Annotated in this window: 32 protein-coding genes and 1 pseudogene; 32 read left to right on the forward strand and 1 reads right to left on the reverse strand. The window is 54.0% G+C overall.

Annotated elements, in window-relative coordinates; all coding sequences use genetic code 11:
* The first annotated feature begins 99 nt into the window (after positions 1-99).
* From BQ2657_RS06875 to BQ2657_RS06925, 11 genes and pseudogenes are all read left to right on the forward strand, one after another.
* Positions 100-408: a VRR-NUC domain-containing protein gene (locus tag BQ2657_RS06875; protein ID WP_075579972.1), complete on the forward strand. Its 309-nt coding sequence runs from the start codon at positions 100-102 to the stop codon at positions 406-408.
* Positions 405-1,759: pseudogene (locus BQ2657_RS06880) on the forward strand (SNF2-related protein). The gene BQ2657_RS06875 and the pseudogene BQ2657_RS06880 overlap by 4 nt, the downstream one beginning before the upstream one ends.
* Positions 1,756-2,208: a hypothetical protein gene (locus BQ2657_RS06885; protein WP_075579973.1), complete on the forward strand. Its 453-nt coding sequence runs from the start codon at positions 1,756-1,758 to the stop codon at positions 2,206-2,208. Before BQ2657_RS06880 ends, BQ2657_RS06885 begins: the two are co-directional and overlap by 4 nt.
* 110 nt (positions 2,209-2,318) lie before the next feature.
* Positions 2,319-2,705: an HNH endonuclease gene (locus BQ2657_RS06890; protein ID WP_075579974.1), complete on the forward strand. Its 387-nt coding sequence runs from the start codon at positions 2,319-2,321 to the stop codon at positions 2,703-2,705.
* Between the two features lie 158 nt (positions 2,706-2,863).
* On the forward strand, positions 2,864-3,391 hold the full coding sequence (locus BQ2657_RS06895; RefSeq protein ID WP_390621268.1) for a P27 family phage terminase small subunit: 528 nt from the start codon (positions 2,864-2,866) through the stop codon (positions 3,389-3,391).
* A 12-nt stretch (positions 3,392-3,403) separates the two neighbouring features.
* On the forward strand, positions 3,404-4,660 hold the full coding sequence (locus BQ2657_RS06900) for a site-specific DNA-methyltransferase (RefSeq protein WP_075579976.1): 1,257 nt from the start codon (positions 3,404-3,406) through the stop codon (positions 4,658-4,660).
* 88 nt (positions 4,661-4,748) lie between these two features.
* Positions 4,749-5,507, forward strand: a complete 759-nt coding sequence (locus BQ2657_RS06905) for a virulence (RefSeq protein WP_075579977.1) — start codon at positions 4,749-4,751, stop codon at positions 5,505-5,507.
* Positions 5,491-5,724: a DUF4314 domain-containing protein gene (locus BQ2657_RS06910; RefSeq protein WP_075579978.1), complete on the forward strand. Its 234-nt coding sequence runs from the start codon at positions 5,491-5,493 to the stop codon at positions 5,722-5,724. Before BQ2657_RS06905 ends, BQ2657_RS06910 begins: the two co-directional genes overlap by 17 nt.
* 100 nt (positions 5,725-5,824) lie before the next feature.
* On the forward strand, positions 5,825-6,721 hold the full coding sequence (locus BQ2657_RS06915; RefSeq protein ID WP_075581015.1) for an amidoligase family protein: 897 nt from the start codon (positions 5,825-5,827) through the stop codon (positions 6,719-6,721).
* A 172-nt stretch (positions 6,722-6,893) separates the two neighbouring features.
* Positions 6,894-7,073 (forward strand): hypothetical protein, encoded by a 180-nt coding sequence (locus tag BQ2657_RS06920; RefSeq protein ID WP_075579979.1) that lies wholly within the window; start codon positions 6,894-6,896, stop codon positions 7,071-7,073.
* 146 nt (positions 7,074-7,219) lie between these two features.
* Positions 7,220-7,663: a DUF7698 family protein gene (locus tag BQ2657_RS06925; RefSeq protein ID WP_075579980.1), complete on the forward strand. Its 444-nt coding sequence runs from the start codon at positions 7,220-7,222 to the stop codon at positions 7,661-7,663.
* A gap of 249 nt (positions 7,664-7,912) precedes the next feature.
* Here BQ2657_RS06925 and BQ2657_RS06930 read toward each other — a convergent pair whose 3' ends face one another.
* Entirely contained in the window at positions 7,913-8,743 is an 831-nt protein-coding gene (locus tag BQ2657_RS06930) for a class I SAM-dependent methyltransferase (protein ID WP_075579981.1), read from the reverse strand.
* A gap of 150 nt (positions 8,744-8,893) precedes the next feature.
* On the opposite strand from BQ2657_RS06930, the gene BQ2657_RS06935 reads away from it, so the two are divergent.
* From BQ2657_RS06935 to BQ2657_RS07035, 21 genes are all read left to right on the forward strand, one after another.
* The gene (locus BQ2657_RS06935) at positions 8,894-10,495 is read left to right on the forward strand and encodes a terminase large subunit (RefSeq protein ID WP_075579982.1); all 1,602 of its coding nucleotides are present in this window, start codon (positions 8,894-8,896) and stop codon (positions 10,493-10,495) included.
* A gap of 12 nt (positions 10,496-10,507) precedes the next feature.
* Entirely contained in the window at positions 10,508-11,773 is a 1,266-nt protein-coding gene (locus BQ2657_RS06940; RefSeq protein ID WP_198524529.1) for a phage portal protein, read from the forward strand.
* Positions 11,763-12,476 carry a head maturation protease, ClpP-related gene (locus BQ2657_RS06945; RefSeq protein WP_075579983.1) on the forward strand — a complete coding sequence of 238 codons (714 nt, stop codon included), beginning with the start codon at positions 11,763-11,765 and terminating at the stop codon, positions 12,474-12,476. Before BQ2657_RS06940 ends, BQ2657_RS06945 begins: the two co-directional genes overlap by 11 nt.
* A 12-nt stretch (positions 12,477-12,488) precedes the next feature.
* Positions 12,489-13,685: a phage major capsid protein gene (locus BQ2657_RS06950; protein ID WP_075579984.1), complete on the forward strand. Its 1,197-nt coding sequence runs from the start codon at positions 12,489-12,491 to the stop codon at positions 13,683-13,685.
* Between the two features lie 21 nt (positions 13,686-13,706).
* Positions 13,707-13,991, forward strand: coding sequence for a head-tail connector protein (locus BQ2657_RS06955; protein ID WP_075579985.1), 285 nt, complete (start codon positions 13,707-13,709; stop codon positions 13,989-13,991).
* The gene (locus BQ2657_RS06960; RefSeq protein WP_075579986.1) at positions 13,991-14,311 is read left to right on the forward strand and encodes a phage head closure protein; all 321 of its coding nucleotides are present in this window, start codon (positions 13,991-13,993) and stop codon (positions 14,309-14,311) included. Before BQ2657_RS06955 ends, BQ2657_RS06960 begins: the two co-directional genes overlap by 1 nt.
* 3 nt (positions 14,312-14,314) lie before the next feature.
* Complete coding sequence (locus BQ2657_RS06965; protein ID WP_075579987.1) at positions 14,315-14,758, forward strand: HK97-gp10 family putative phage morphogenesis protein; 444 nt, start codon at positions 14,315-14,317, stop codon at positions 14,756-14,758.
* Positions 14,755-15,159 (forward strand): DUF3168 domain-containing protein, encoded by a 405-nt coding sequence (gp17, locus tag BQ2657_RS06970; RefSeq protein ID WP_075579988.1) that lies wholly within the window; start codon positions 14,755-14,757, stop codon positions 15,157-15,159. Before BQ2657_RS06965 ends, gp17 begins: the two co-directional genes overlap by 4 nt.
* Before the next feature lies 1 nt (position 15,160).
* A complete protein-coding gene (locus BQ2657_RS06975) occupies positions 15,161-15,643 on the forward strand; it encodes a phage tail tube protein (RefSeq protein ID WP_075579989.1) in 483 nt (160 codons plus the stop codon).
* Between the two features lie 18 nt (positions 15,644-15,661).
* Positions 15,662-16,036, forward strand: a complete 375-nt coding sequence (locus BQ2657_RS06980) for a hypothetical protein (RefSeq protein ID WP_075579990.1) — start codon at positions 15,662-15,664, stop codon at positions 16,034-16,036.
* A gap of 56 nt (positions 16,037-16,092) precedes the next feature.
* Complete coding sequence (locus BQ2657_RS12825) at positions 16,093-16,383, forward strand: hypothetical protein (RefSeq protein WP_075579991.1); 291 nt, start codon at positions 16,093-16,095, stop codon at positions 16,381-16,383.
* Complete coding sequence (locus tag BQ2657_RS06990; RefSeq protein ID WP_075579992.1) at positions 16,367-19,465, forward strand: tape measure protein; 3,099 nt, start codon at positions 16,367-16,369, stop codon at positions 19,463-19,465. Before BQ2657_RS12825 ends, BQ2657_RS06990 begins: the two co-directional genes overlap by 17 nt.
* A gap of 367 nt (positions 19,466-19,832) precedes the next feature.
* Positions 19,833-20,111 carry a hypothetical protein gene (locus BQ2657_RS06995; protein WP_075579993.1) on the forward strand — a complete coding sequence of 93 codons (279 nt, stop codon included), beginning with the start codon at positions 19,833-19,835 and terminating at the stop codon, positions 20,109-20,111.
* Between the two features lie 34 nt (positions 20,112-20,145).
* Positions 20,146-20,931: a phage distal tail protein gene (locus tag BQ2657_RS07000; protein ID WP_075579994.1), complete on the forward strand. Its 786-nt coding sequence runs from the start codon at positions 20,146-20,148 to the stop codon at positions 20,929-20,931.
* Positions 20,932-21,004: 73 nt separating this feature from the next.
* Positions 21,005-21,298: a hypothetical protein gene (locus BQ2657_RS07005; RefSeq protein ID WP_075579995.1), complete on the forward strand. Its 294-nt coding sequence runs from the start codon at positions 21,005-21,007 to the stop codon at positions 21,296-21,298.
* Positions 21,299-21,393: 95 nt separating this feature from the next.
* Positions 21,394-22,638 carry a hypothetical protein gene (locus tag BQ2657_RS07010; RefSeq protein WP_075579996.1) on the forward strand — a complete coding sequence of 415 codons (1,245 nt, stop codon included), beginning with the start codon at positions 21,394-21,396 and terminating at the stop codon, positions 22,636-22,638.
* Positions 22,638-23,273, forward strand: coding sequence for a hypothetical protein (locus BQ2657_RS07015; RefSeq protein WP_075579997.1), 636 nt, complete (start codon positions 22,638-22,640; stop codon positions 23,271-23,273). The genes BQ2657_RS07010 and BQ2657_RS07015 overlap by 1 nt, the downstream gene beginning before the upstream one ends.
* A 1-nt stretch (position 23,274) precedes the next feature.
* Positions 23,275-23,610: a hypothetical protein gene (locus BQ2657_RS07020; RefSeq protein ID WP_075579998.1), complete on the forward strand. Its 336-nt coding sequence runs from the start codon at positions 23,275-23,277 to the stop codon at positions 23,608-23,610.
* Complete coding sequence (locus BQ2657_RS07025; protein ID WP_075579999.1) at positions 23,603-25,102, forward strand: hypothetical protein; 1,500 nt, start codon at positions 23,603-23,605, stop codon at positions 25,100-25,102. The genes BQ2657_RS07020 and BQ2657_RS07025 overlap by 8 nt, the downstream gene beginning before the upstream one ends.
* Positions 25,099-26,223: a radical SAM/SPASM domain-containing protein gene (locus tag BQ2657_RS07030; protein ID WP_075580000.1), complete on the forward strand. Its 1,125-nt coding sequence runs from the start codon at positions 25,099-25,101 to the stop codon at positions 26,221-26,223. Before BQ2657_RS07025 ends, BQ2657_RS07030 begins: the two co-directional genes overlap by 4 nt.
* Positions 26,198-26,557, forward strand: coding sequence for a hypothetical protein (locus BQ2657_RS07035; protein WP_075580001.1), 360 nt, complete (start codon positions 26,198-26,200; stop codon positions 26,555-26,557). Before BQ2657_RS07030 ends, BQ2657_RS07035 begins: the two co-directional genes overlap by 26 nt.
* The last annotated feature ends 6 nt before the right edge of the window (positions 26,558-26,563 follow it).

Raw genomic sequence — 26,563 nt, forward strand, 5'->3', positions numbered from 1 at the left:
TCTCCTTTAGGACTGAAAAAATGAAAAAAAGCCTATAGAGAAAGTTTAAGAATAGACCGTCATAGAGTGACACCGGGGAAAACATCGAGGTGATGAAAGTTGCGGGAACGTACCCTGGAATTGAAACTTGTGAAGGAAACCCGGAAACGGGGCGGTGTGGCTCTAAAGTTTGTTTCTCCCTCCTTTTCCGGCATGCCGGACCGATTGGTCCTCTTGCCCCATCAGGTGATGGGATTTGTGGAAGTGAAGGCACCAGGAGAGAAGCCAAGGCCGCTGCAAAAAAGCCGGCATGCCATGCTTCGAGAGATGGGATTTCCGGTGTTTGTTCTGGACCATTCGGATAAAATACCAGTCATCCTGGATCAAATCACTCACGCTCAGGATGGGAAAGGAGGTGAGGCCCAATGAAGTTCATACCCCACGAGTATCAGACATATGCCATCGAGTACATCAAAAGCCACCCGGTGACAGCGCTCCTGCTGGATATGGGCTTAGGTTAGGCAAGACAGTGACCACCCTGACTGCCATCCGGGACCTGATGTACGATTCCTTCGAAGTTCACCGGGTGTTGGTTGTAGCACCTCTCCGGGTAGCCCGGGACACTTGGCCGGAGGAGATTCGGAAATGGGACCACTTGAAAGATCTCACCTGCAGTATCGTGGTGGGGACTGTGACGGAACGAAGACGGGCTCTCCAGAAACCGGCGGAGATTTACATTGTGAACCGGGAAAATCTGGTGTGGCTTTGGAAAAACTGCCGGCTGGATTTTGATATGGTGGTCCTGGACGAGTTGTCCAGTTTCAAGAACCAGCAATCCCAACGATTCAAAGCCATGAAGGCCCTGCGGCCTAAGGTGAAACGGATCGTGGGTCTTACGGGAACTCCCAGCGGCAATGGGCTTATGGACCTGTGGGCAGAATTTAGGCTCCTGGATATGGGAGAGCGGTTGGGAAAGTACATCAGCCAGTACCGGAACACCTACTTTCAGCCGGATAAGCGGAATGGAATGGTGGTCTTTTCCTACAAGCCCCTGCCAGGAGCGGAAGAAGCTATCTACCGGAAGATTTCGGATATCACCGTCTCTATGAAGGCCACGGACTACCTGAAGATGCCGGACCTGGTGAGCGTCCGGACCGAAGTGAATCTTTCAGAGGAAGAACGGAAGCGGTATCATGACTTCAAAAAGTCTCTGGTGATGGAATTGCCAGGTGGGGAAGTGACGGCGGCCAACGCGGCCTCCCTTACCCTGAAGCTGGCCCAGATGGCTAATGGAGCTATCTACACCGATGACGGGAAAACCATCCATCTTCACGACCAAAAGTTGGATGCCCTGGAAGATCTGGTAGAAAGTGCCAATGGCCGGCCGGTGCTAGTGGCCTATTGGTTCCGGCATGACAAGGAACGGATCTGTCAGCGGATGGAAGCCAGAGAACTGAAGTCATCCCAGGATTTTGCAGACTGGAATGCCGGGAAGATTCCGGTAGCCCTCATTCATCCGGCTTCTGCCGGGCATGGCCTCAACCTGCAGCAGGGTGGGTCCATCCTGATCTGGTTCGGGCTCACCTGGAGTTTGGAACTGTACCAGCAAACGGTGGCCAGGCTCTGGCGGCAGGGACAGGAAAGCCGGACGGTGATTGTCCAGCACATTGTGACCAAGGGCACCATTGACGAACGGATCCTGATAGCTCTGGAAAAGAAAGACAGTTCTCAAGCGGCATTGATTGAAGCTGTCAAGGCGGATTTGGAGGGAAAAGCATGAACGCCAAAGAGTATTTGCAACAGGGATTCTACCTGGATAAAAAAATAGAGAGCAACCTGCGGGAAGTAGCCGAATTGCGGCACCTTTGCCTGGGAATCTCTGCAGCCGGGCTGGAAGAAAGCCACAACCCCAACCGGCCTACAGAAGCACCCTTTGTCCGGACCCTTGAAAAGATCTGGGAGAGGGAGCAAGAGATCAACCGGGAAGTGGACCGGCTGGTGGATCTGAAGTATGAAATCGGCCAGGTCATTGACCGAGTGGAGGATGAAGCCCAGCGGTTGGTCCTTCGGGACCGGTACATTCATTTCGATGCCTGGGAGGATATTGCCCGGAGCATGGGCAAAGGAATCCGGTGGGTATACACAGTCCATGGGGAAGGGATGGCATCCGTTGAAAAAATTTTAGAGGCGTGCAGTGAATTGCAGGAAAATGCAGTAGATACACACTAGAATTCAATAGCCCCTTCGTGGTATGATAAACTCACGAGAAAAGGGAATAAAGAGAATCCTTGCAGAGAAATCTGCAGGGCTTTTTTCATGCCCGAAAGGAGGTGGCAGCTGTGCCGAGAAAACCTAAGAGACCTTGTTCTTACCCGGGCTGCCCGAACCTGACGGATGGGCGGTACTGTGAGAAGCACCAGAAGATCATCGCCAAGCGGTACGAAAAGTATGAGCGTAGTCCGGCAACAAAGAAACGGTACGGCAGGACCTGGAAAAAGATCCGGGATGCTTACGTGGCCAGCCATCCTCTCTGCGAAGTATGTCTGAAGAATGGCCGGTACGTGGTGGCGGAAGAAGTTCACCACAAGAAGCCTCTGGCGGAAGGCGGGACCCATGCTTGGAATAACCTGATTGCCCTGTGCAAAGCCTGTCACGCAAGGATTCATGCCCAAAGAGGAGATCGGTGGCACCAAAAAGTCACAAGAAAAAATGGACTATCAGAATGATAAATCTGAAACAAAGTAGTATACCCAGGGGGTGTATGAATCTCTGGAAGCCCGGAAAGCCAGAACGGGCGAGGGGCCACGCGCGCAAAAAACGCGTATTCAAAAAGGGTATTGACCCAGTGAAAAAGGGGGTGTGAAAAATAGCCAAAGACGGAACCATGCGAGGGGGCCTGAGGGTCGGCCAGGGCCGGAAACCCAGGGCCCTCCTGGATAAACTGCCGGACAATCCGGGAAAGCGGCCCCTTAAGGTGATGGACCTGCCTGAAGGGGCGGACCTTTCCGGAGAAGACATGCCGGAACCCAAAGCCTACATGAAAGAGAAACAGCGGAACGGCGGGAAACTGGAAGCCGAAGAAATCTACCGGGAAACCTGGCTGTGGCTCAAGGCCCGGCACTGCGAAAAGCTGGTGAGTCCCCAGCTCATCAGCCAGTACGCCATGGCCGTCTCCCGGTGGATCCAGTGCGAACACGCCATCTCGGAATACGGCTTCCTGGCCAAGCACCCCACCACCAATGCCGCCATCGCATCCCCCTACGTGACCATGAGCCAGAACTACATGAAGCAGGTGAACCAGATCTGGTACCAGATCTACCAGGTGGTGAAGGAAAACTGCTCCGTGGAGTTCTCTGGGAACACGCCCCAGGATGACGTAATGGAGCGGCTCCTGCGGTCTCGAAAGGTATAAAGGGAGGAAAGTATGGAAAAAACGACCAAGGAGATGAAGCTCATCCCCATCGATGAGCTGATCCCGTATGTAAACAATGCCCGGACCCATTCCCCGGAACAGATCAACAAGCTCCGGGCCAGCCTGCGGGAGTTCGGGTTCATCAACCCTGTGATCATCGACAGGGATAAGAACATCATCGCCGGCCACGGCAGGGTGATGGCGGCCCGGGAGGAAGGCATCCGGGAAGTGCCCTGCGTCCTGGTGGACTATCTCACCGAAGCCCAGAAGAAAGCCTACATCCTGGCCGACAACCGGATGGCCCTGGATGCCGGGTGGGACGAAGAAATGCTGCGGGTGGAAATCGAATCCCTCCAGGGAGTCGACTTCGATGTAAGCCTTACCGGTTTTAACGAAGACGAAATCGCTCACATCTTTGACGAAGAAACGGAAGCCAAGGAAGATGACTTCGATGTGGAAGAAGAACTGCAGAAACCGGTTTTCTCCAAAGCGGGGGACATCTGGCAACTGGGCAAGCATCGGGTCCTTTGCGGAGATTCCACCAAACCGGAAACCTATGAAAAACTTCTGGACGGGGTTAAGCCCAATCTGGTCCTAACGGATCCTCCGTACCTGGTGAATCTCCGGAGCACTTCTGGAAAGATCAAAAATGATGATCTGAACGACCAGGAAGGGTACGAATTCCTGAAAAAGGCATTCTCCTGTTTCCATGATGCCATGGCCCAGGACGCTTCCATCTATGTGTTCTATGCCACCATGAAGGCTCGGGTCTTTTACGATGCCTTTGAAGACGCAGGATTTAAAGTGGGGGCCGGACTGATTTGGAAGAAGCACAAAGCTCCGTTTATGCGGACGGATTGGAAGTTCAACATGGAACCCATTATCTTTGGGTGGCGGAAAGACGGGAAACATAACTGGTACGGGGACCAGAAGCAGAAAGCGGTCTTTGAGTTTGACGGCATCAAGAACAGCAAAGAAGACGGTTTTGGCCATCCTTCCAGTAAGCCCGTACTCATGCTGGCTTACCTGATTAAACTGAGCAGCCAGATCAACGGAGTGGTCTTGGATGGGTTCCTGGGATCGGCTTCCACCCTTATGGCCTGCGACCAGCTGGGCCGGATCTGCTACGGGGTGGAACTGGAACCCAAGTTCGTGGATGTAGCGGTGAAGCGGTACCTGGCTTCCCACGAAGGGGAGCAGGACAGCGTGACCGTCCTGCGAAATGGGAAACAGTACACCTATCAGGAAGTAGCGATGGAAGAAAAATAAAGAACAAAAAGGGCTACATTTTGCTTGCTATTATTCGCCTTTAGAGTGATTAATAACAGTACCAAAATACCCTAAGGAGGTATCAATCATGAAGGTCGAATACAACAGACAAGGTGCAGCGAGAAAAGAGCTGGTGCAGGCCATCAGCGCCATTACGGGAGAAAAGGCAAAATACCTTTGCCTTCCCACCAAGGCTTACCAGATTGGCAGCATCATGGTGTGGAAGAACGGCGCCATGGAATGTGAGGACGGAGAGTTGTTCCAGAAGGTGGTAAAAGAACTGGAAGCTAAAGGAATCAAGCCGGAAGAAACGGCTGTGGAAGAACCGGATGCAGAACAGGCAGCACCGGTAGAAAATCCGGAACCAGAACCTTCCCAGGAAACGGCTGAACCGGAAGAAGTGACGGAACCTGAAACAGCTCCGGAGAAAGTCGACACCCTCACCATTTCCCTTCCGGACGATTTCACGGAAGAAGACTTCGAGAAACTCCAGAACCTGGTGGCCTCTAAAGCCGGCCTTTTCAAAAAGGCCCTGGGGACGGATGACCTGACCATCATCCGCAGCGAAGGGAAAATCAACTTCCCTTGGTTCCACGAAGCCGACAGCGCCAAGGTCCAGGCCTACTCCAGACTGGTGACGGCCCTGTGCCAGTTCGCCAAGAACGCCAAACGGGTCACGGCCAAAGAACATGAAGTCCCCAACGAGAAATACGCCTTCCGGTGTTTCCTCCTGCGGTTGGGCTTCATCGGGAAGGAATACAAGGACTGCCGGAAGATCCTGCTGGAAAAGCTCAGCGGGTCGGCGGCATTCCGGAACGGAGGGAAAAAAGATGCGGTTTCCCAATAAAGAGCTGCTGGAATTTCTCCAGCAGGAATACCCTCCCGGAACCCGGGTACGCCTTACCCGGATGGACGATCCCCAGGCACCGCCTTTGGGGACGAAAGGCACGGTGACCGGCGTGGATGATATGGGGTCCCTCCTGGTGGATTGGGACAACGGATTCCACCTCAATGTGATCCACGGGGTGGATGAGGTTCAAAAACTGAATAAAGACACGAAATAATTAATAATTATTCTCGAAATCTCTTGCTATTCTGTGCGTTTAGAGCGATATATACACATGTCAAAGAACACACAAACCTAGCGAAAGGATGACGAGAATGATGAAAACACTGCACTTCGGGATTGAAATGGAAATGACTGGGATTACGAGAGAACAGGCTGCCAACCTGATGGCCGGTTTCTTCGGAACAGGACGGGGCACCTATGAAGGCGGATCCTACGATACCTACACCGCCCTGGATGACCAGGATCGGACCTGGAAAGCCATGAGCGACTCCAGCATCCGGCCTCAGAGAAAGGTGGGAGGCCAGATCGAAGGCGCCACCCGGGACTACCGGACGGAAGTGGTAAGCCCCATCCTTTCTTACGACGACATCCCGAAGCTGCAGGAACTAGTGCGGACCCTGAGAAAAGCCGGGGCTCTGGTGAACACCTCCTGCGGGATCCACATCCATGTGGGAGCCGAGAAGTTCACCCCGAAAACCCTGCGGAACCTGGTGAACCTGGTGGCCAGCAAGGAAGACATGAGCTACCATGCCCTTCAGATTGACGCCCTCCGGGAAGCTAGATACTGCCAGAAGACGGATGAAACCTTTCTCCGGGAACTGAATAAAAAGCAGCCCCAGACCATGACAGAATTTGCCGATACCTGGTACATTCAGGCCCCCTACGGCCGGGATGCCCATTACAACAACAGCCGGTACCACGGACTCAACCTCCACGCCACCTTCACCAAAGGGACGGTGGAATTCCGGCTTTTCAACGGCACCCTCCACGCCGGGGAAATCAAGGCATACATCCAGTTCTGCCTGGCGGTGGCCCATCAGGCTCTGACTCAGAAGAAAGCCTCCGCCAGAAAGACGGAAACAGACAACGAGAAATACGCCTTCCGGTGCTGGATGCTCCGGCTGGGACTCATCGGGGAAGAATTCAAGACCTGCCGGCTGCACATGCTGAAACACCTCAACGGGAATTCTGCCTGGAGAAACGCCGCCTGAAGGCGGTAGCCACAGGCAGGGGAAGGGGCCGTAAGGCCCTGTTCCTCTTTCTTGTATACTTGCATAAATACACAGAATTTGCTTGCTATTATGTGCCTTTAGAGTGATTAATAGACATGCCAAGGGGACAGCCCCCCAAAAGCAAAAAGCACATGAAAGCGAGGAAATACCTATGAGAACGATCATTACCCTGGACGCCAAGAAAATCAGCAAGAAAGCAGCCTGTGAAATGTACGGCGAGGCCGATGTGAACAAAATGATCCGGGAGGCCAAGGAAGCCTTTTTGGAAGACCCGAATGAAGAAAGCACCTGGTGGATGGGAAACGGAATGCTGACCGTCGAGTTCCGGTAAAACAGGGGAAGAACAGGGGCCAATCAAAGGCCCCTGTTCCAGAAAAAATGCATAAATACACAGAATTTGCTTGCTATTATCTGCCTTTAGAGTGATATATGTACATGCCAAAAGGCAAAGCACACAACCATAAGGAGGAAAACAAAATGACAAAGATGGAAAGCATTGAAAGATTCTACGGGCGCAGCGAGGAACTGGAAAAGAAGTTCGATGCAGCAGAAAAGGCCGAGGATGCCCAGACCATGCAGGCCTGCCGGGATGCCTACCAAGTACTGGTGAAGAAAGTCCAGGCAGAAGGGGAAGACTTCGGGAACATGATGCGGCTTTACAGCGACATGAAAAAGCACGGCAACAGCCTTCTGGACCTTTCCGGAACCTACCGGGAACCGAAAAAGATCCTTCAGGTGTTCCGGGAATTCGGGGTGAAAGAATTCACCTTTTCCTCCACCTGGTCCAGCGCCGTCCAGGTTGCCTGGGAATTCACCCAGTTGGGCTGCAGCCTCAAAGGGATGACCGAAATCTACGGATCCGGCCAGAAATTCATGAGCAACGAATACGAAAGAATTCCCGCCTTCATCTTCAGCCTTTGAGGAGCAGGGAAAATCAAAAGAAGGAGCCCCGTGGGCTCCTTCTCTTCTGCCTAATTTATAAAAAAAAGATGGGGAACGCCAATGAGAAATTTCAAAAAAAATACAAGTTTAAAAGATTTAAGAACCAAAAGTAGAAATTCCTAAAAAGACGGAACCCAGCTAACCATCATTACGATGGAACACCGCGAAAGCAATGGGCCGATATGCGTCTATGATGAACGAGGCGTTATTTCGTCTTGAAAAAATTGGTTACCAGACCATTTTGCAGATATTCATTCTGAATAACCAGTCGAAAAGGTAGGCCATACCTCTTAAATGTGGCGGAACGCCCTCTTGCTTCAGATCAACATAGCCTGTAAGATATTTTCGGACGGATACATTGATATCCTTATCCCATGTTAAATCCTTGAGTGGGTTGTTGCAGTAAAACATACCATTTATTCCGTATATTCCCATTTGTTTAAGTGTTTTCTTCATCAATATTTTTATGGCAAGTTTGCCAACGGTGTCAAAAACAAGGCAACCATGAGGAAAGGCATCCTTTACTCTTAAGATAATGCGACGAACATCTTCTTCTTTGAAGTACATAAACACTCCGATAGCAAATAGAAAAATTCCACGGGATGCATCAAGACATTCAATCCAATTATCACTGTTTAAATCGGCGGCAATATTGACTTCTCTATCATTACTCGGAAGGATGTCGTTTCGTATGGCAATAACATCATCTCTATCAATATTGTACAACTTCATCTTCCCATTATCTTTAAGGAGTGGTGTTTGATCAAGCCCGCATCCCATATTTACGATAGACGCATCTGGGTGGCAAGATAAATATTCCTGCATTTCGCAAAGAATATCTTTGCTACGGAGAATGCCTTCCAAGGAGCCAAACTTCCAAGCAAAAGAATATTTCTTTTTATCAAGTATGGAAAAATCATAATCCAATTGAGAGGTTATTTTATCGACATAAGGGTCTTGGAGGATGTGAGGAAAGAGCTCATTGCCTAATTTTCTGGCATAGAGGGGGATAATTAATGTTTCTTGCACCGTATTTTTATTAATATGTATTTTTTTCATACACACTCACATCCTTTTTTGAGATTAGCTAGTATACCTATATTTTACCGAGGAAAAAGAGCGTTTGTAAATCAGTAATTTATGTAGCTATACGGACCACAAGTCGTGTATGACTGAATCTAATTGTAAAGGAAGTGGGAAATCAGACATATGCGGAAACTCAAAAAATACAAGCCGACAAAATTCAAGGCCAAAACGTCTACCTACAACAAGGAACTGGCGGATTATGCTGTGGCCTTTATCGAGAGCTTGTGCCACACCAAGGGAACCTGGGCGGGCCATCCCTTCGAGCTCATCGACTGGCAGGAGCAGATCATCCGGGACCTGTTCGGCACCATAAAGCCCAACGGCTATCGGCAGTTCAACACCGCCTACATTGAAATCCCCAAAAAACAGGGAAAAAGTGAGCTGGCGGCTGCGGTGGCGCTCCTTCTCTGTTGTGGGGACGGGGAAGAAGGGGCGGAGGTCTATGGCTGTGCGGCAGACCGGCAGCAGGCTTCTATCGTATTTGAAGTGGCGGCGGACATGGTTCGGATGTGTCCGGCCCTCAGCAAGCGGGTCAAGATCCTGTCCTCCCAGAAACGGATGGTATTCCGGCCCACCAACAGTTTCTACCAGGTCCTTTCGGCAGAAGCCTACTCCAAGCATGGGTTCAACATCCACGGTGTGGTCTTTGATGAACTCCACACCCAGCCCAATCGGGAATTGTTCGATGTGATGACCAAAGGCTCCGGGGATGCCCGGATGCAGCCCCTGTACTTTCTCATCACCACAGCCGGGACGGATACTCACAGCATCTGCTACGAAGTTCACCAGAAGGCTATGGACATCCTGGAAGGTCGGAAGCATGACCCCACGTTCTATCCTGTTATCTACGGGGCTGGGGAACAGGATGACTGGACCGACCCGAAAGTGTGGAAGAAAGCCAACCCATCCCTTGGAATCACGGTAGGAATCGACAAAGTGAAGGCGGCCTGTGAATCGGCCAAAGAGACACCCAGCGAAGAGAATGTGTTCCGTCAGCTGCGGCTGAACCAATGGGTGAAGCAGTCTGTTCGGTGGATGCCTATGGACAAGTGGGATGCCTGTGCTTTCCCGGTACGGGAGGAAGATCTGGAGGGACGGATCTGCTACGGCGGCCTGGACCTTTCCAGTACCACGGACATCACAGCCTTCGTGCTGGTGTTCCCTCCTTTGGATGACCAGGACAAGTATTGCATCCTGCCGTACTTCTGGCTGCCGGAAGAAACCCTGCCCCTTCGGGTAAAGCGGGACCATGTGATGTATGACATCTGGGCCCAGCAGGGATTCATCCAGACAACCGAAGGCAATGTCATCCACTACGGGTATATTGAAAAGTTCATCGAGAAGCTGGGTGAACGGTTCAATATCCAGGAAATCGCCTTTGACCGGTGGGGCGCGGTACAGATGGTCCAGAACCTTGAGGGGATGGGCTTTACCGTGGTCCCCTTCGGACAAGGATTCAAGGACATGAGCCCTCCTACCAAGGAGCTTATGAAGCTCACGCTGGAGCAGCGGATTGCTCATGGAGGGCATCCAGTCCTTCGATGGATGATGGATAACATCTACATCCGGAGAGATCCTGCCGGAAATATCAAGGCGGACAAGGAAAAGTCCACGGAGAAAATCGATGGAGCCATTGCCACCATCATGGGCCTGGACCGGGCCATCCGGTGCGGGAACAATGCCCATGAAAGCGTCTACGATTCCCGGGGACTGCTTTTTGTATAGAAAGGAACTCCTATGAACCTATTTTCCAAACTCTTTAAATCCAGGGACAAACCCAGGAACAGTCTGCTGGGAGGCGGGCACTGGTTCTTCTTTGGAGGTTCTTCTTCCGGAAAAGCCGTCAATGAGCGGTCCGCCATGCAGATGACGGCGGTCTATGCCTGCGTCCGGGTCCTTTCCGAATCCATCGCAGGCTTGCCCCTCCATCTCTTCCGGTACAACCGGGAGGGAAACGGAAAAGTTCGGGATTTCCAGCATCCCCTGGCGGGGCTTCTCCATGATGCCCCCAACCCGGAGATGACCAGCTTCGTGTTCCGGGAGACCCTTATGACCCACCTTCTTCTGTGGGGGAATGCCTTCGCCCAGATCATCCGAAATGGCCGGGGGCAGGTGGTAGCTCTGTATCCCCTGATGCCGGATAGGATGGAAGTGTGCCGGGATGGGGACGGAGAAATCTACTACCTGTACACCAAGGCCACGGACGAAAATCCCAAAATCAAAGAATACGGCACGGTCCGGCTCCGGAAGGAGAATGTGATGCACATTCCCGGCCTGGGGTTTGATGGCCTGGTAGGGTATTCTCCCATCGCCATGGCCAAGAACGCCATCGGCATGGCCATCGCCTGCGAGGAGTTCGGGGCGAAGTTCTTCGCCAATGGGGCTTCTCCCAGCGGCGTCCTGGAGCATCCGGGGACCATCAAGGACCCCCAGAGAGTCCGGGAAGCCTGGCAGTCCCAGTTCGGGGGCAGCAGTAATGCAGGGAAGGTGGCCGTCCTGGAAGAAGGCATGAAGTATTCCCCCATCGGGATCTCTCCGGACCAGGCCCAGTTCCTGGAGACGAGGAAATTCCAGATCGATGAAATCGCCCGGATCTTCCGGGTACCGCCCCATATGATCGGGGATCTGGAGAAATCCACCTTTTCCAACATCGAGCAGCAGTCCCTGGAATTTGTGAAATACACCCTGGGGCCCTGGGTGTCCCGGTGGGAACAGGCCATGAGTCAGGCACTCCTGACACCGGAAGAACGGACCCAGTATGAGATCCACTTCAACGTGGACGGGCTGCTACGGGGCGACTACGAAAGCCGGATGAACGGCTATGCTGTAGGAAGGCAGAACGGGTGGCTCTCTGCCAACGACATCCGGGAACTGGAAAACATGAACCGGATTCCGGAAGAAGAGGGCGGGGACCTGTATCTCATTAACGGGAACATGACAAAACTGAAGGATGCCGGCCTTTTTGCAGGAACTGGCAGCAAGGAGGGAACCAATGAAACGTAAATTTTGGAACTGGGTGAAGAACGAAGGTGAGGAGGTCCGCACTCTGTATCTTACCGGGGAAATCTCCGATGAAACCTGGTTCGGGGATGAAGTGACCCCTAAAATGTTCAAGGATGAGCTCATGGCCGGCAGCGGGGATATCACCCTCTGGATCAATTCTCCCGGGGGCGATGTGTTCGCGGCGGCTCAGATCTACAACATGCTGATGGACTATCCTGGGAAGGTGACCGTAAAGATTGACGGGCTGGCAGCCTCTGCAGCCAGTGTCATTGCCATGGCCGGAAGCCAGGTGGAAATGTCCCCTGTGGCCATGATGATGATCCACAACCCCATCACCGTAGCCATCGGAGACAGCAAGGAGATGCAGAAGGCCATCGATATGCTGGCGGAAGTGAAGGAAAGCATCGTGAACGCCTATGAAATCAAGACCGGCCTGTCCCGGAACAAAATTTCCAAGCTGATGGACGCAGAATCCTGGTTCAACGCCAAGAAGGCCGTGGAGCTGGGGTTTGCGGATTCCATCCTCTATACGGAAGAACATCCAGAAGAGAATCTGGATGTTGATGCCATGCTGTTCAGCCGGGCGGCAGTGACCAACTCCCTGCTAACCAAGTTGTCCATCAATCAAAAAACAAAAGAACCTGTATCCAACAAGGTCCCCGCAGATAAACTCATGAAGCGGCTGGGCCTTCTTGTGCATTAAGGAGGAATATCCATGAATCAGATCCTGAAACTGAGAGAAGAAAGAGCCAACACCTGGGAAATGGCCAAGGCTTTCCTGGAATCCCACCGGGACAAGGACGGCATGGTCTCTGCGGAAGACAGTGCCGTCTATGACCGGATGGAAGAAAAAGTGGTGGCCCTGGGGAAAGAAATCGAACGGCTGGAGCGCCAGCGGAATATCGATGATGAAATGAATAAGACCATCGACAAGGCCCTGAAAGGCACCCCCGGTGCCGGTAACCTGAAGCCTGACACCAAAGTGGGACGGGCCAGTGACGCCTATACCAAAGCGTTCTGGCAGGCTTTCCGGGGGAAGGGCAATATCCAGGAAATCAAGGACACCCTGACCATCGGCTCCGATCCCGAAGGCGGGTACCTGGTCCCGGATGAATACGAACGCACTCTGGTGGCGGCCCTCCAGGAAGAAAACTTCTTCCGCAGCCTGGCCCACACCATCCGCACTTCTTCCGGGGACCACACCATTCCGGTCGTGGCAAGTCACGGGGAAGCGGCCTGGATGGAAGAAGGCAGCGCCTATCCGGAAAGCGATGACACCTTCAGCCAGGTGAACCTGGGCGCTCATAAGCTGGGAACCGCCATCCGGGTGTCCGAAGAACTGATGAACGACAGTGTCTTCGACCTGGAAAGCTACATCACCCAGGAATTTGCCAGACGCATCGGGACCAAGGAAGAAGAAGCCTTCCTGGTGGGGGATGGCCAGCATAAGCCCCTGGGGGTATTCCAGGGAGCAGAAGTAGGGGTGACCGCCGGAAAGACCGCCATCACCTTCGATGACATGATGGACTTGTACCACAGTCTCCGTACTCCCTATCGGAGAAATGCCTCCTGGATTCTGAACGATTCCACGGTGAAGGCCATCCGGAAACTGAAGGACAACAACGGGAACTATATCTGGCAGCCTTCTGTCCAGGTGGGTCAGCCGGACCGGATCCTCAGCCTGCCGTACCGCACATCCAGCTTTGTGCCGGAACTGGCTGCGGGGAATAAGGTCATTGCCCTGGGGGACTATTCCTACTACTGGATCGCCGACCGTCAGGGCCGGAAGTTCAAGCGGCTCAGCGAACTCTACGCCGCCAATGGGCAGATCGGGTTCCTGGCCAGCGAACGGGTGGACGGCCGCCTGATCCTGCCGGAAACCGTGAAAGTCCTGGAAATCCAGGCCGGCTGATGACCATTTTGGAGGGAAGTGATGAGCATGGCAGTGACGGGACTCATAACGCTTGATGAAGCCAAAACCTATCTCCGGATAGACGGAAACGAGGAGGACGACCTCATTACCCGTCTCATCGCTTCTTCCGAGCGGCTTTGCCTGGATACCTTGCGGAAAGAAGAACCGGAAGAAACGGCGGCCTATAAAATGGCCGTCCTTTTTTCCGTGGCCTATCTCTATGAGCACAGGGAAGATGCAGATTACCACAATCTGCTTCTCACCCTGCGCTCTCTTTTGTTTGGGGAAAGAAAGGAAGCCTTCTGATGAAAATCGGGAAGATGGACAAACGGATCACCCTTCTTAGACCTATCCCTTCCGAAGATGGATACGGAGGCTTTCATACAGACTATGAAGAACAAGGAAAAATCTGGGCCCAGGTGATCCAGACCAACTACGCCGAGCAGGAGGCCCAGGGGACGCCCATGAGCCGGGAGCAGCTGCGGCTCAAGATCCGGCCCCGGAAGGACATCCGGAGAGGGTGGCGGCTTCGGCTTTTGGAAGAACTCTACGAAATCGAGACGGTGGACAATACATACCGGGACAGCACCACGCTAATCGTCCACCGGTATGAACAGGGGGTGTAGGAAGTGCCTTTCTTTACGGTGAAAGTCCCGGAAGGGGAACTGAGCAAGGCTGTCCGGCAGATTGCTGCCTGGGACGGGAAGACGCGGCTTCGGGTGGAAGCGGCCCTGAAAAACGGCACAAATGCGGTAGCCCGGGAAGCCCGGCAGCGGGTCCCGGTCTGGTCGGGGAAACTGAAGAAATCCATCAAGACCCGGTTTTCCACGGTGAAGCTGGAAGGTCAGGTGTACAGCAACGTACCCTATGCCCATCTGGTGGAATTTGGCAGCTGGGCCCATACGGTAAGACCTAAGAAGAAAAAGGCTCTCCGGTTCTTCCGGGGCGGCCCTGTCTTTACGAAACGGTCCCGGATCCCGGCCCAGGCGGGGAAGCCTTTCTTCAAGCCGGCTTATGACTATGTAGAACCCCAGCTGATCCGTGATGTAAAGAAAGCGATCCAGGAACCATGAAGAGATTACCCAATAACGCCGTACATAAGGCCCTGGTGGCCTTTCTCAGAAACCATACAGGACTGGCCGTCTATGACTATGTCCCTCAGGAAGCGGTTCTGCCGTTTATTACCCTGGGAACCATGACGGTCCAGGATAAGTCCACCAAGACCGAGGATATGACCCATCTTTCGGCCCATATCCACATTTACAGCAGCTACAAGGGCCGGTACGAAATCAACACCCTGGCGGAGAAACTGATCAACCTGTTCGGCATGGAGCAGCTGGACCTTTCGGAAGAAGAGTTCTATGTCTCCGCCCAGGGGGTGGATTTCTACGAAACCTACCCGGAGGATGAGACCGGCTACAGCGGGGTGATCACCCTGGAAGTCCTCATCCAGAACATCCATAAGGAGGAATAATATGGCAACTACAACGTTTCCCAGCCGGAGCGAAGCCTCCAACACGGCCACTGCCGGCAAGGATTACCTTATTTATCTGAACGCGGGAGAATCCGACACCAATCCCACCTGGCTGCTACTCGGGGGCCAGCGGAGCGGTGACCTGACCCGGCAGGCGGACGGAATCGACGCCAGCAGCAAAACGTCCAGCGGATGGAAATCTACCATCCCCGGCCTGCGGAACTGGTCCCTGGACCTGGAATCTGTGTATCTGGCCGGAGACAAGGGGGCTAAATTTCTGGAAGCCTCTTTCCTTGCAGGAAAGCAGGTCCACATTAAATTCGAGTATCCGGACAAAAGCTATGTGACCGGCTGGGGCTCTGTGACGGAATGCAGCCTGTCCACCCCTCATGATGACGTGGCTACCCTGTCCGGGACCATTTCCGGGGACGGCCCCTTAAGCGATCTGAAGAGTGCGGACGGTGCGACCGTAACTGGCGGCTGAGAGGAGGAGTAACATTCCATGAAGAAAATCGACTTTGAAGTCTTTGGTCCCGGCCAGTATCTGTATTTCGACATCGGCCGGCTGATCCAGGTGGAAAACATCACGGGCAAAAGCGCCGGGGACATTATCCGGAACCAGGAACTGAACCTGGGAATCCTGACGGCCCTTCTGTCCATTGGCCTCCGGCAGCACGGGATCAAGAACCCCCAGTGGTACGCCAACAAGATGCAGGAACTCATAGATGAGGGGCACGAGATGGAAGAATTCATCCAGCCCGTGGTGAAAGCCATTGCTGGGTCCGGCATCCTGGGGAAAGAAGTGTATTACGCCATCTTTCCGGAAGAAGATCCGGGTAAAGAAACGGCCAAGGGAAAAGCAAAGCCAAAAAACTGACAGCGGGACAGGAAGAAGTCCCGTCTTTCAATGACTGGCTGCGGTGGGCGGAAGAAGTGGCCTATGGGCTGCTGCACCTTCTGCCCGCTCAGTTTTATGCTCTGACTCCCCTGGAACTGGACCGGATGGCCGAGTGCCGGGTCAGGGCAGAGGAACGGAAAAAATGGGAGACCGCCTATTGGGTGGCCTGCCTCATGAGCGTCTACACCCGGAAACCGGTGCGGACGGAGAAGCTGATGAAGCCCTTCCTGCCGAAGAAAACCAGCAGCCAAATCGCAGCCGAGCGGGATGCCTTTTTCGAGGAATTCAGACGGAAAGGAGATGAGGGACATGGCGACCATCGCTGACCTTCTGGTAAAGATTGGGGCGGATACCTCCGACCTCCGGAAAGAACTCAATGCCACCAAACGGCAGATCAAGTCCGCCTTTGGGAGCGAAGCCCTGGACGTGTCCAAGAAATCTCTGGCCGTCTTAGGAGGCATCGGGGCCGGTCTGGCTGCACTGGGGGTGGCATCTGTGAAAGCGGGGGCCAGCCTCCAGAGCACCAAGACTGCCTTCACCAATATGCTGGGGAGTGCGGAAAAAGCACAGGATTTCCTGGGGAAGATGCAGGACTTTGCAGCTAAGACCCCTTTTGAATTCAGCCAGGTGTCCCAGGCGGCCCAGAAGTTCATCGCTTTCGGCTTTTCTGCGGAGCAGGTCATCCCGACTCTTACCGCAGTAGGGGATGCGGCGGCTGGCGTTGGCCTCGGGGCGGAAGGCATCAACCGGATTACCTTGGCCCTGGGCCAGATGGCCGCCAAGTCCAAGGTTCAGGCCGGCGAAATGATACAGCTCACCGAAACGGGGATCCCGGCCTGGAAGATGCTGGCTGACCAGATTGGGGTGTCTGTGCCGGAAGCCATGAGCATGGTGTCTAAGGGAGCCATTGACGCGGCAACGGGCATCACGGCCCTCGTGAGCGGGATGGAGCAGTCCTTCGGGGGCATGATGGATCAGCAGAGTCAGACCATCAGCGGCACCTGGTCCACCTTGATGGACGGCTTAGAACAGTCTGCCGCCCAGGTAGGCCTCCAGATTGCAGAAGCCCTGAACCTTACGGGAATCTTTCAGACCCTGGGGGATATGCTGACGAACTTTGCGGCCACGGTCCAGTCTTCCGGGCTTACGGAAGCCCTTCTGACGGCCATCCCGCCTGAGTTCCAGGCAGGGATTCTTCTCATTGTTTCCACCCTAACCGGCCTCGCCATTCCGGCCATCGGGCTCTTTGTGACGAAAGTGACTCTGATGGCCGCTCCTTTTGTGGCGGCGGTAGCAGCGGCAGCTCCTTTCATTGCTGCAGCGGCAGCGGTGGCCACGGCTCTCTATGCCATCTGGAAAAGCGGGATGACCGTGGAAGATGTGCTGGGGACCATGGGCATCAAGATGGAAACGGTCACCCGAGCCGTGGATGCCCTGAAAGAAATGGTCAGCGCAGCGGCCCAGAACATTATCGCCCATCTCCAGGCCCTGGAACCGGTGTTCACTCTTGTGGCTGCGGTGATGGGAGCCGCCTTCTATGCCTCCCTGCAGATCATCGGGGCCGTTGTGAACGGGGTGCTGAACTTCATCACTGTCCTTAGCGAATGTGTCACCTGGATCTTGAACGCTTTCACGTACCTGGTGGAGGGCATCGGGTCCTGTATCGATGAAGTGGGAAGCATCCTGTCCGACATGGCTGACAGCATTCTTCCCTCCTGGGCTTCCAGCGGTCTTTCCACCATTGCCAACTTTGTCAGCGAAGCCATCAGCTGGCTCTCCAGCCTGATCCAGAAAATCGTGGAAACCAATAATGCCCTGGGTTCCATGGGCGGGGAAGGCGGTGGAGATGGCGGGGGTGGCAGTGCTCCGGCTAAACGGGAATTCAAGCTGCCGGACTTTAGCAACCTCCGGGGCAGGGGAGGAGACATCCCGGTTCCTTCAGGAGGAGGCGGAGGCGGCAGTGGTTCTGGCGGTGGTGGCGGACGGGGCGGAAGCTCCGGAGGTACGGACCAGCTGGCTAGTGCGGCGGCCCAAACCAGCAAGAGCATCGAAGAAGAATGGTTCCGGACCTTCCAGACCAAAAGCGCTCTGGTGGATCGGTGGTATAAGGAAGAAACGGACGAACTGGAGAAATCCAGGTCCGCCAATGAGAACTATGAACGGGATAAGACTCGTCTGGCAGAGCTGTATGCCCAGAAGCGGCTGGATGCCCTTTCTGAAGAACAGACCAAAACGAGAGAGCTGATGAACAAGGCCCGGGACCTGTCCTTCGATGCGGTGACGGCGAAAATCACTCTCTACGGTTCCAAACAGGAACAGGAAGTCATGAAGATGCAGTCCGACATGGAAAAAGCGGTGGCTTCCATTGATGACAAGTACGCCAAGCTGTCCCAAGACTTCATTTCTCTGACGGCCAGTGAAAAGGCTGTGTTCCTGAATGCCCTGAAAGAAAAAGGCATCGCCTACGAACAGGCCAGTGCCAACGAAATCGCCTTTGAAAAACAGGCCAACCTGGAAAAGGCAGCGGCCTACAAAAGCTACATGGAAGAACGGAATGCCTACTTTGCCCAGGGGAAAGACATCCAGGCGGCTCTGGATGAAGCCTACAACCAGAACTCCCTGGCCATGCTGCAGGAAACCCTTACCGCAGAAATGGCCCTTCGGCAAAGCAACATCGATGCGGAAAAATCCCTGATGGATACCTACCAGGAAGCCTATATGAATGCCCATATGGGAACCCTGGAACTCATTGCGGACATGGCATCTACCACCTTAAGCGGCCTGGAGACAGCCTTTACGGATATCCTGACCGGAGCCAAGAACGCCAAGGATGCTTTCCTGGATCTGGGAAAGGCCATGTTGAAGACCATCGCCAGCTATTTCTCCCAGATGCTCTCCGGGATGCTGGTGACGGCTCTCTTCGGGGATAAGCTCAATGCGGCCAGTGCCGCCAAGACGGCCGCCCAGGGAACGGCAGCCGCCGGAGCTCTGGCTCCCGCGGCCTGGCTGAAACTGGTCATCGACCCGTCTGCAGGGCCTGTGGCCACGGGCCTTTTGGCCGGAGGGACTTCTGCGGCAGTTGGCATTGGGATGGCAGCAGCCGCCACCAACAGTGCAGCAGGGACAGCCGGTGCAGGAAACAAGACACCCCATTATGCCAAAGGTGGGTATTTCACCAGACCTTTAGTCGGGGTTCTGGGGGATGCCGGTGATGAAGTGGCCCTGCCTCTCAACCGGGCGGTATTCGACAGCATTGCCGAAGGCATTACGAACTCCAGTGAATCCACGGACAGCCGGGAAATGAACACCACGTTCAATAACTACGGGGACATCAACAATGCCGCCGATCTGGATGATCTGATGGATGGTTTTACGGATGCTGTGTTGGCCGGACTGAGAGGGGCGTGAATAAAAAGATGGTATAATAATATCAAGTTAAAGAGGTGGGACTATGGAAAAGTGGGACAAAATCGAAAAAATTATATTTACGGGTGATAGAGAGACCGTAAATAATTTGAAGTGCCCCGAATGTGGGCATAAATTAGAAATTGAGTTTACGAAGGAGACAATGTCTTTGTCAATCACTTGTCCGGGATGTGGAAGAATGTCAAGAGCTACTGGATGTTTCTATGTCCCTAGATATTTAGAAAATCAATAAAAAGAAAAGCCCCCTGCTCCGGCAGCGGGCTTTTCTTATACCTGAATTTAATAGTTTTGCATAAGGGCACCGGAAAACTGGCTGCCCTATTTTTATACCCAAAAGGAGAGATGCACGATGAAGAATATGAAAGCTATGGCGATGACCCTGGCCCTGGTGGCCGGCATTACGGGAATGGCTTTTGCCGCCGACATCCGGGAAATCGTGGGGGACCCTGGCACCGGAATCACGGACCGGAACCCCACCTGCTACCAGAGTCGGATGGTCAACGGCCACCTGATTGAATCCTACGTGGAAAATGACGTGACCATCACCAAACAGGATGGTGATGTGGTGATTCTGTACGAAATTGATCATGGGGACTTTGTTCCCTTTGACCAGGATTCAAACAACTGATAGAAACGGCAGCGTGGGCCAGGAGGTGAAGCGCATGTTTCCGGAGCGAAGAGAAAACGAACAGAATTTCACCATCACCAAAGATGGGGTGGAATACAAGCTTCCGGTCCACTGGAGCCTGTCGGATAGCGGCAGCTACACCTTCCGGAATAAGCTCCAGTCCCGGGCCTTTGCCCACGGCAGTGATGTGGTGGGGGACGGGAAGATTGACGGCCGGACCCTCCAGGTGGAGTTTTCCATGGAAGGGGCTACGGAAGAAGACCATGATGAGGTGCTGAACGAAGCCTATACCTTCTTTGGCCAGACCGACTATTCCCTGATGGCAGGCCGGCCGGACCGGGTCTACCATGTGGCCTGCCTGTCGAAAATCAAGCACAAGTTCGAGAACGGGTTCAAGCAGAGACGGAGCAACATCACCGTGTCCCTTCTCCTGGCCGACCCCTTCCGGTATGAAGCCCAGGAATCTCGGGTGGTGTTCACTTTTCCCCAGGCTACGGTCCAGGCGGAAATGGTCCTCCACAACCTGGGAAGCGTGGATACGCCTCTTACCTTCCGCTTTATCCCCCTGGACCGGATGACGAATCTCACCGTCTGGCACCAGGAGGCCAAAGAGAAGTTCACCCTCACCGATGCCCTCCTGGTGGCCCTCAAGACTTCCATCGTAAATGGCAGGGAAGGGACAGTCTGGCGGGATAAGGACAACAGCATCAACGCCTTTACCGGAACATTCCTCCACGCCAAGCCGGGAGCCAATCTGTTCCTTTACACAGGGGGAGCCGGGACAGTGGAAATCACGTATACCAACAGGTGGTTTGTGTAATGTATTGTATTAAAACTGCATTGAACAGGAGGTTCCCACTGTGTTATCCTTTGGATAAAGGGGGGCAATGAAAATGCATAATGATACCATTACATTGCCAGAAGCTTTGAAAATTGCTGAAGACTATACTGGAATTAAATATCATCGATATGCTGAATCAAAAGATAGTTTTGCCTTTTCGATAGGAAAACCCGGAGAAGTACTATATGGTCCAAAGTCAGATATAGTATCTAAAATAACTGGAGAAGTTAAACTGGATTCACGTAGTATCTTTGATCCGTGGCCATATGGGGAATGGCATGAAGTAACAGATGATTTAAGAGAAAAAAAGAGCTTTATCAGAAGACTTCTGGATAAATTGAAATAAAGAGGAATACTTGAAGGTCACTGCATTGGCTGCGGCCTTTATTCATAAAAAGAAACGGCAGACCTTCGGGCCTGCTTTTTTGTTGGGTGGAGGAAATGACGAATTTTATCTTTGGACGGGGCCTGTTCGGCCGGTGGATCTTTGCTGGACCTATTGGTGAAGGAGAAGGCAGCAGCGACCGGGGCAAGGTCCATGAGTACTATCCCGGCCAGTTCGTGGTCTATGCCTACAAAAAGGACGGGACCCGGACGGCCATTTTCGGGGGTGGAAGCGAAGCCAATGCCCTGAATGAGGTGACCTTTGAAATCACCAGCACCGGCTGCGGCCAGTGCCAGCTGACCTTTTACCGGCAGCCCGACAATGCCCAGATGGACTATATGCAGCGCATCGACATTCATCTGTATGGAGACCGGAAGCCCTGGTACAGCGGCTACATCATCAGCCGGCCCATCGAGGGGACAACGGACCCCAAGTTCGTGTACAAAGGCTACGGCTTCTACAACCGTCTGGAGAATGTGATGCTCTGGAAGACCTACGAGAACACGGATGTAGGAGACATCGTCCGGGACATCGCCCGGCAGGTGGAGCGCCAGACCCTCCAGGTGGTCTACAACGACAGCAAGATCCAGAGTGTAGGGTACAGTCCTACGAAACTGGTCTTTGACGGGGTGACTGTAAAAGAAGCCCTGAACACCCTGGCAGACTTTGCGGTGGATTATGTGTACGGGGTGGATGAATATCGTTGCCTGTATTTTCGCCGTAGAGAGACTTCCGTCAACGAACAGGCTCGTCTGACCGTGGGAAAACACATCACCTCCTACACTCCTTCCTGGGATGTGTCCAAACTGGTGAACTGGGCACGGATCAAGGGCGGCAGTGTGGACGACCAGGGGGAACAGTGGCTCTGCATTGTGGAAGACAAGGACAGCCAGAACAGCTACGGGGTCCACCAGGCGGTCTGGAATCTTCCGGAAGCCTATGATGCAGCCGATGCCCAAAGGTGGGGAGAAAATCAGATCAGCCAGTACAAGGCCCCGGTAAAATCCGCCAAAATCAGCGGCGTCCGGCTGGAATATCCCTACCCGGATGGAACCTTTAACGTCCGCCATATGTCCACGGAGGGCCTTGCGGAAATCCGGAGACTGGACGGGAACGCGGATACGTATCCCATCAAGAAAATCAAGTATACCCTGTCTGGGGAAAACGGCATCAAGACAGAGATGGAACTGGGCGAGCCTCAGTTTTCCGTGGACCGATACCTGTCCGACATCGAACGCCGGTCCAAGGATATCGAGCAGTCCCAGTCTTCGGCCCTGAAACAATGGAAAGGAGGCAGCTGATGGCCATTCATGATTATCGGTTTGACCCGTTTGAAAATACTTTCAACATCAAAAAGATCTATGACGAAACCCACGTGATCCCCAGCAACAGTCCGTACACCATCCGGCTGACGGAAGTGCCCCAGAAGACTTCTCCTACTACCTTGCAGGTGAAGTTCCAGAACGGGGCGCTCCTTACGGAGGTGTCGGAAGAACCGGCCCAGGGACAGTACTGGCCGGACTATCTCACTACAGAGCATGGCATCGAGGGATGGAATACCGGGACGCTGAAGTTTTCGGCAGCTGACGCGGGAAAGACCGTCCTTGTCACCTATAACGGGATGGGGACCCTGACCGATGACCGGCTCATCGACCAGGTGGAGATCGCCGTCACTTCCAGTACCCAGCCGGAGCGGGAGGCCACGGTAAGCGATGTGAGTTCCTGGGACAATACCATCACTTCCGGCCCGGAGCGGCATTCTTTTACCACCACCCGGGGAAGGCTCAAGACCCACCGGGGCATCCCGGCCGGAACCTACTCCCTGCGGCGGATCCTGCAGGAATTGGTGAACCGTTCCCATACCCAGGAATATACCCGGGAAATCATCTATTCCAACTGTGACTGCGACTGTACCGATGATTCGGGAGGAGGCTAATATGCTGGTCATTGACGAAAATAAGAATATCCAGGTGTCCCAGTACGACACTTTTTCCATTCGGTTCCGCTTCACCAATTACAAGCTGACCCCTGCAGACAAAGTGGTCTTTGCCATTAAGAAGACCACCAACTCTTCCGAAGTGGTCTACACGGATACCTTCTACAATCCGGACAACAACTATGTGGATGTGGTGGTACCCAAGGGAGCCCTGGATTCCCTGGAACCCGGGGCCTACATCTACGACCTGGCCATTATGAACAGCGAGACGGAGCGGATCCTTACCTGCTTCTTTACCAAGTCTTTCATCATCAAGGGGGTGGCCCACAATGTCTGATGCGGCCAATGTGGAAGTGACCCTTACGGTCCAGAACAACACGGAAGTGGAACTGGGGGATGTGGCTGACGGGTACGCCGCCGATCAGGCACGGGCCTATCGGGACAAGGCCGGGGAATATGCGGCGGATGCCTTAAACAGCAAGAACATGGCAGAAGCCTGGGCGGAAAGCGACAGCGCACCGGCTGGAGAAGGAACCCGGTCCAGTAAGTCGTGGAGTGAGGCATCCCAGCAGTGGGCGGAAAGTTCCACTAATCCAGATGGCGTCACCGGAGCACGTTCCGCCAAGTCTTGGTCTGAAACGGCTCGGGCCTGGGCGGAAAGTGACGGAGAGCCGGACGGGGTCACAGGAGCCAGGTCCGCCAAAAGCTGGGCCACGGTTTCCTCCCAAAAAGCAGCGGAAGCCGAAACCAGTGCCAAAGCGGCGGACGCCAGTGCCAAGGCTTCTGCTAATAGTGCGGCTGAAGCGAAGAATTCGCAAGAAAGTGCAACCACCCAGGCCACCCTGGCAAAACAAAGTGCCGACAGTGCGGCAGAGAAACTGGCCCAGATGCAGATCGACCTGAAGTTGAAGGCGGATGTGGATAGCGCCATTCTTACGGGAACCCCTGCAGCCCCTACTCCGGCAGAAGATGCCCAAAGTACACAGATTGCCAATGTGGCCTATGTAAAAGAGAAGATTGCCGAGCTGGTGAATGGCTCGGAGGCTTCTCTCGATACCCTGAAAGAACTGGCCGATGCCCTGGGGAATGACCCGAATTTTGCCACCACCATCATGGAAGCCATCGGGAAAAAGCTGGATGCCACAGCAACCGCCCAGGCCGCTTTGGCCGATGGCAAGGGCAACAACATTGCAGAAACCTATGCCACAAAGGAAGAACTCACCGGGGAAACAGGGACCCTTGCTGCAGTAGCCAAAAGCGGCAGTTACACGGATCTCCTGGACAGACCGGTGATTCCGGATAAGACAAGTCAGCTGACCAACGACAGCCGATATGTTTCCACGGATGCCAACGGGAATGTGACTCTCACCGGGACCCTCACCGCCACGAAAGTCTACAACGCGGTCTATAACGACTACGCTGAATTCTTCCCTCGGGGTGGTGACACCCAGCGGGGGGACATTATCGCCCTGGACGAAACTTCGAATAAAGAGCAATACAGCAAGGCAACGTCCAGCAGCCAGTGTGTGGTGGGGGTCCATACGGAAGACTTTGCCTCCATCATCGGCGGTCGTACCCTTTCTCCGGGAGATGACATCTTAAAGACGAACCTGCCCGCCTACATCCCGGTAGCCCTGGCCGGCCGTGTCCCGGTCCGGATGTATGGGAAAGCCCGGAAGGGAGGCTGGGTCATCCCTTCGGAGATGCCGGGCGTAGGCCGGATGGCCCTGGAAGGAGAAAGCCTCACCCAGGCGGTGGGGCAGATCGTGAAGGACGATACCGCAGAAAACGTGCGGCTGGTGAAAATCATCGTAAGGAGTGGAAGATGAAATATTTAAGAAGGAACATCAACACCGTATTCCTCATGCTGGGGAATTCCTGCAATATGAACTGTGCCTACTGCCTCCAGCACCCTCTGGTGCATAAACCTTTGACCCGGGAGGTGAATCCCGAAATCTATGACTTCCTGGGAGAAGTGGCCCAAGAGAATCCCCGGACTCTTCACCTGCAGTTTTATGGCGGGGAGCCTCTTTTGTACTTTAGAACCATCCGAGAAGTGGTGGAAGAAATCGAAAAAAGAAAAATTCCCATGACCTTTGGCATCATCACCAATGGCCGGGCACTGACGGACGAAATGGTCCGTTTTTTTCATGCCCATCAGTTCTCCGTCACCCTTTCCTGGGACGGGCCTCACGTCTTGGAAACGAGAGGCTATGATGTGTTTTCCGTCCCGGAAACCCGGGAGCGGATCCTGGCCCTGGAGCATCTCTGTCTGTCCGGGGTGCTATCCGCCAGGGCCTATCCCCGGGAAATCCTCCAGGCTTTCCAGCAGATTTCAGAAGAGTACCGTGCCATCATCCATGGCTACCAGGTTGCGGTGAACCTGGACGAAATCATGGATACGGGGCTGCCTCAAAAGGATCTCCTGGAAATCGACTGCGGCCGGGTGGAGCGGGAGATGGAAGACATGACCCTCCGGTTCCTGGAGGGCTTCGGGAAACGGGTCCAGCCGGAGCGGTACACGGAAGAAGCCTATATCCGGCAGCTGTTCCACTGTTTGAAAGACTTCTATCTTACGGGGAAAGGGAAATGGGACCGATATACGGCAGCCTGCGGAAACGGGCTCACGGTGCTGAACCTGGACCTTGAGGGGAACCTGTATCCCTGCCACAACACTTCCCGGAAGGCAGGTTCCATCCATGACGGGTACTTCACTTACCTGCAGCACATCCTGGCGGGGGATCATACCCACGAACACCGGAAAGAGTGCCTTTCCTGCACGGCCCTTGCCTTCTGCCAGGGTGGCTGCAAGCTGGTGGGGGATAAGGCCCGGAAGGCATCCTACTGCCGGCTGAAGCAGGCCGTCTTTACCCCGGTCCTTATGACCATCCAGCAGTACGGGCAGGAGATTTTGGAGAAAAGCCATGGCGAAAAACGGAACCATCAATAAGACGACCTTTACCGATACAGCCGCCATCACAGATTCCAGCGACCTTAAAGTGAAGGCCATCCACGTGACGGAACTGCAGACGGCTCTGACCCAGCTCACATCCTATGCCGCCAACGTGGACAACTGCGGGAACTGCGTGTACTGCCAGACTTGCCAGGGGTGCCAGACCTGCCAGAAATGCCAGAGCAGCAGCTGCCAGTCCACGTCCTGCCAATCCTGCCAGAGCATCTCCCAATGCAGCCAGCGGGACTGTACCTGCCAAACACGGGGCCAGTGTGACTGTAACTGCAACTGCAGCGGAAGCAGCGAATGCAATTGTTCGGACGACTCCTAAGGTGGT

The sequence above is a fragment of the Acidaminococcus massiliensis genome (genome assembly GCF_900095825.1).
Lineage (GTDB): Bacteria > Bacillota > Negativicutes > Acidaminococcales > Acidaminococcaceae > Acidaminococcus > Acidaminococcus massiliensis.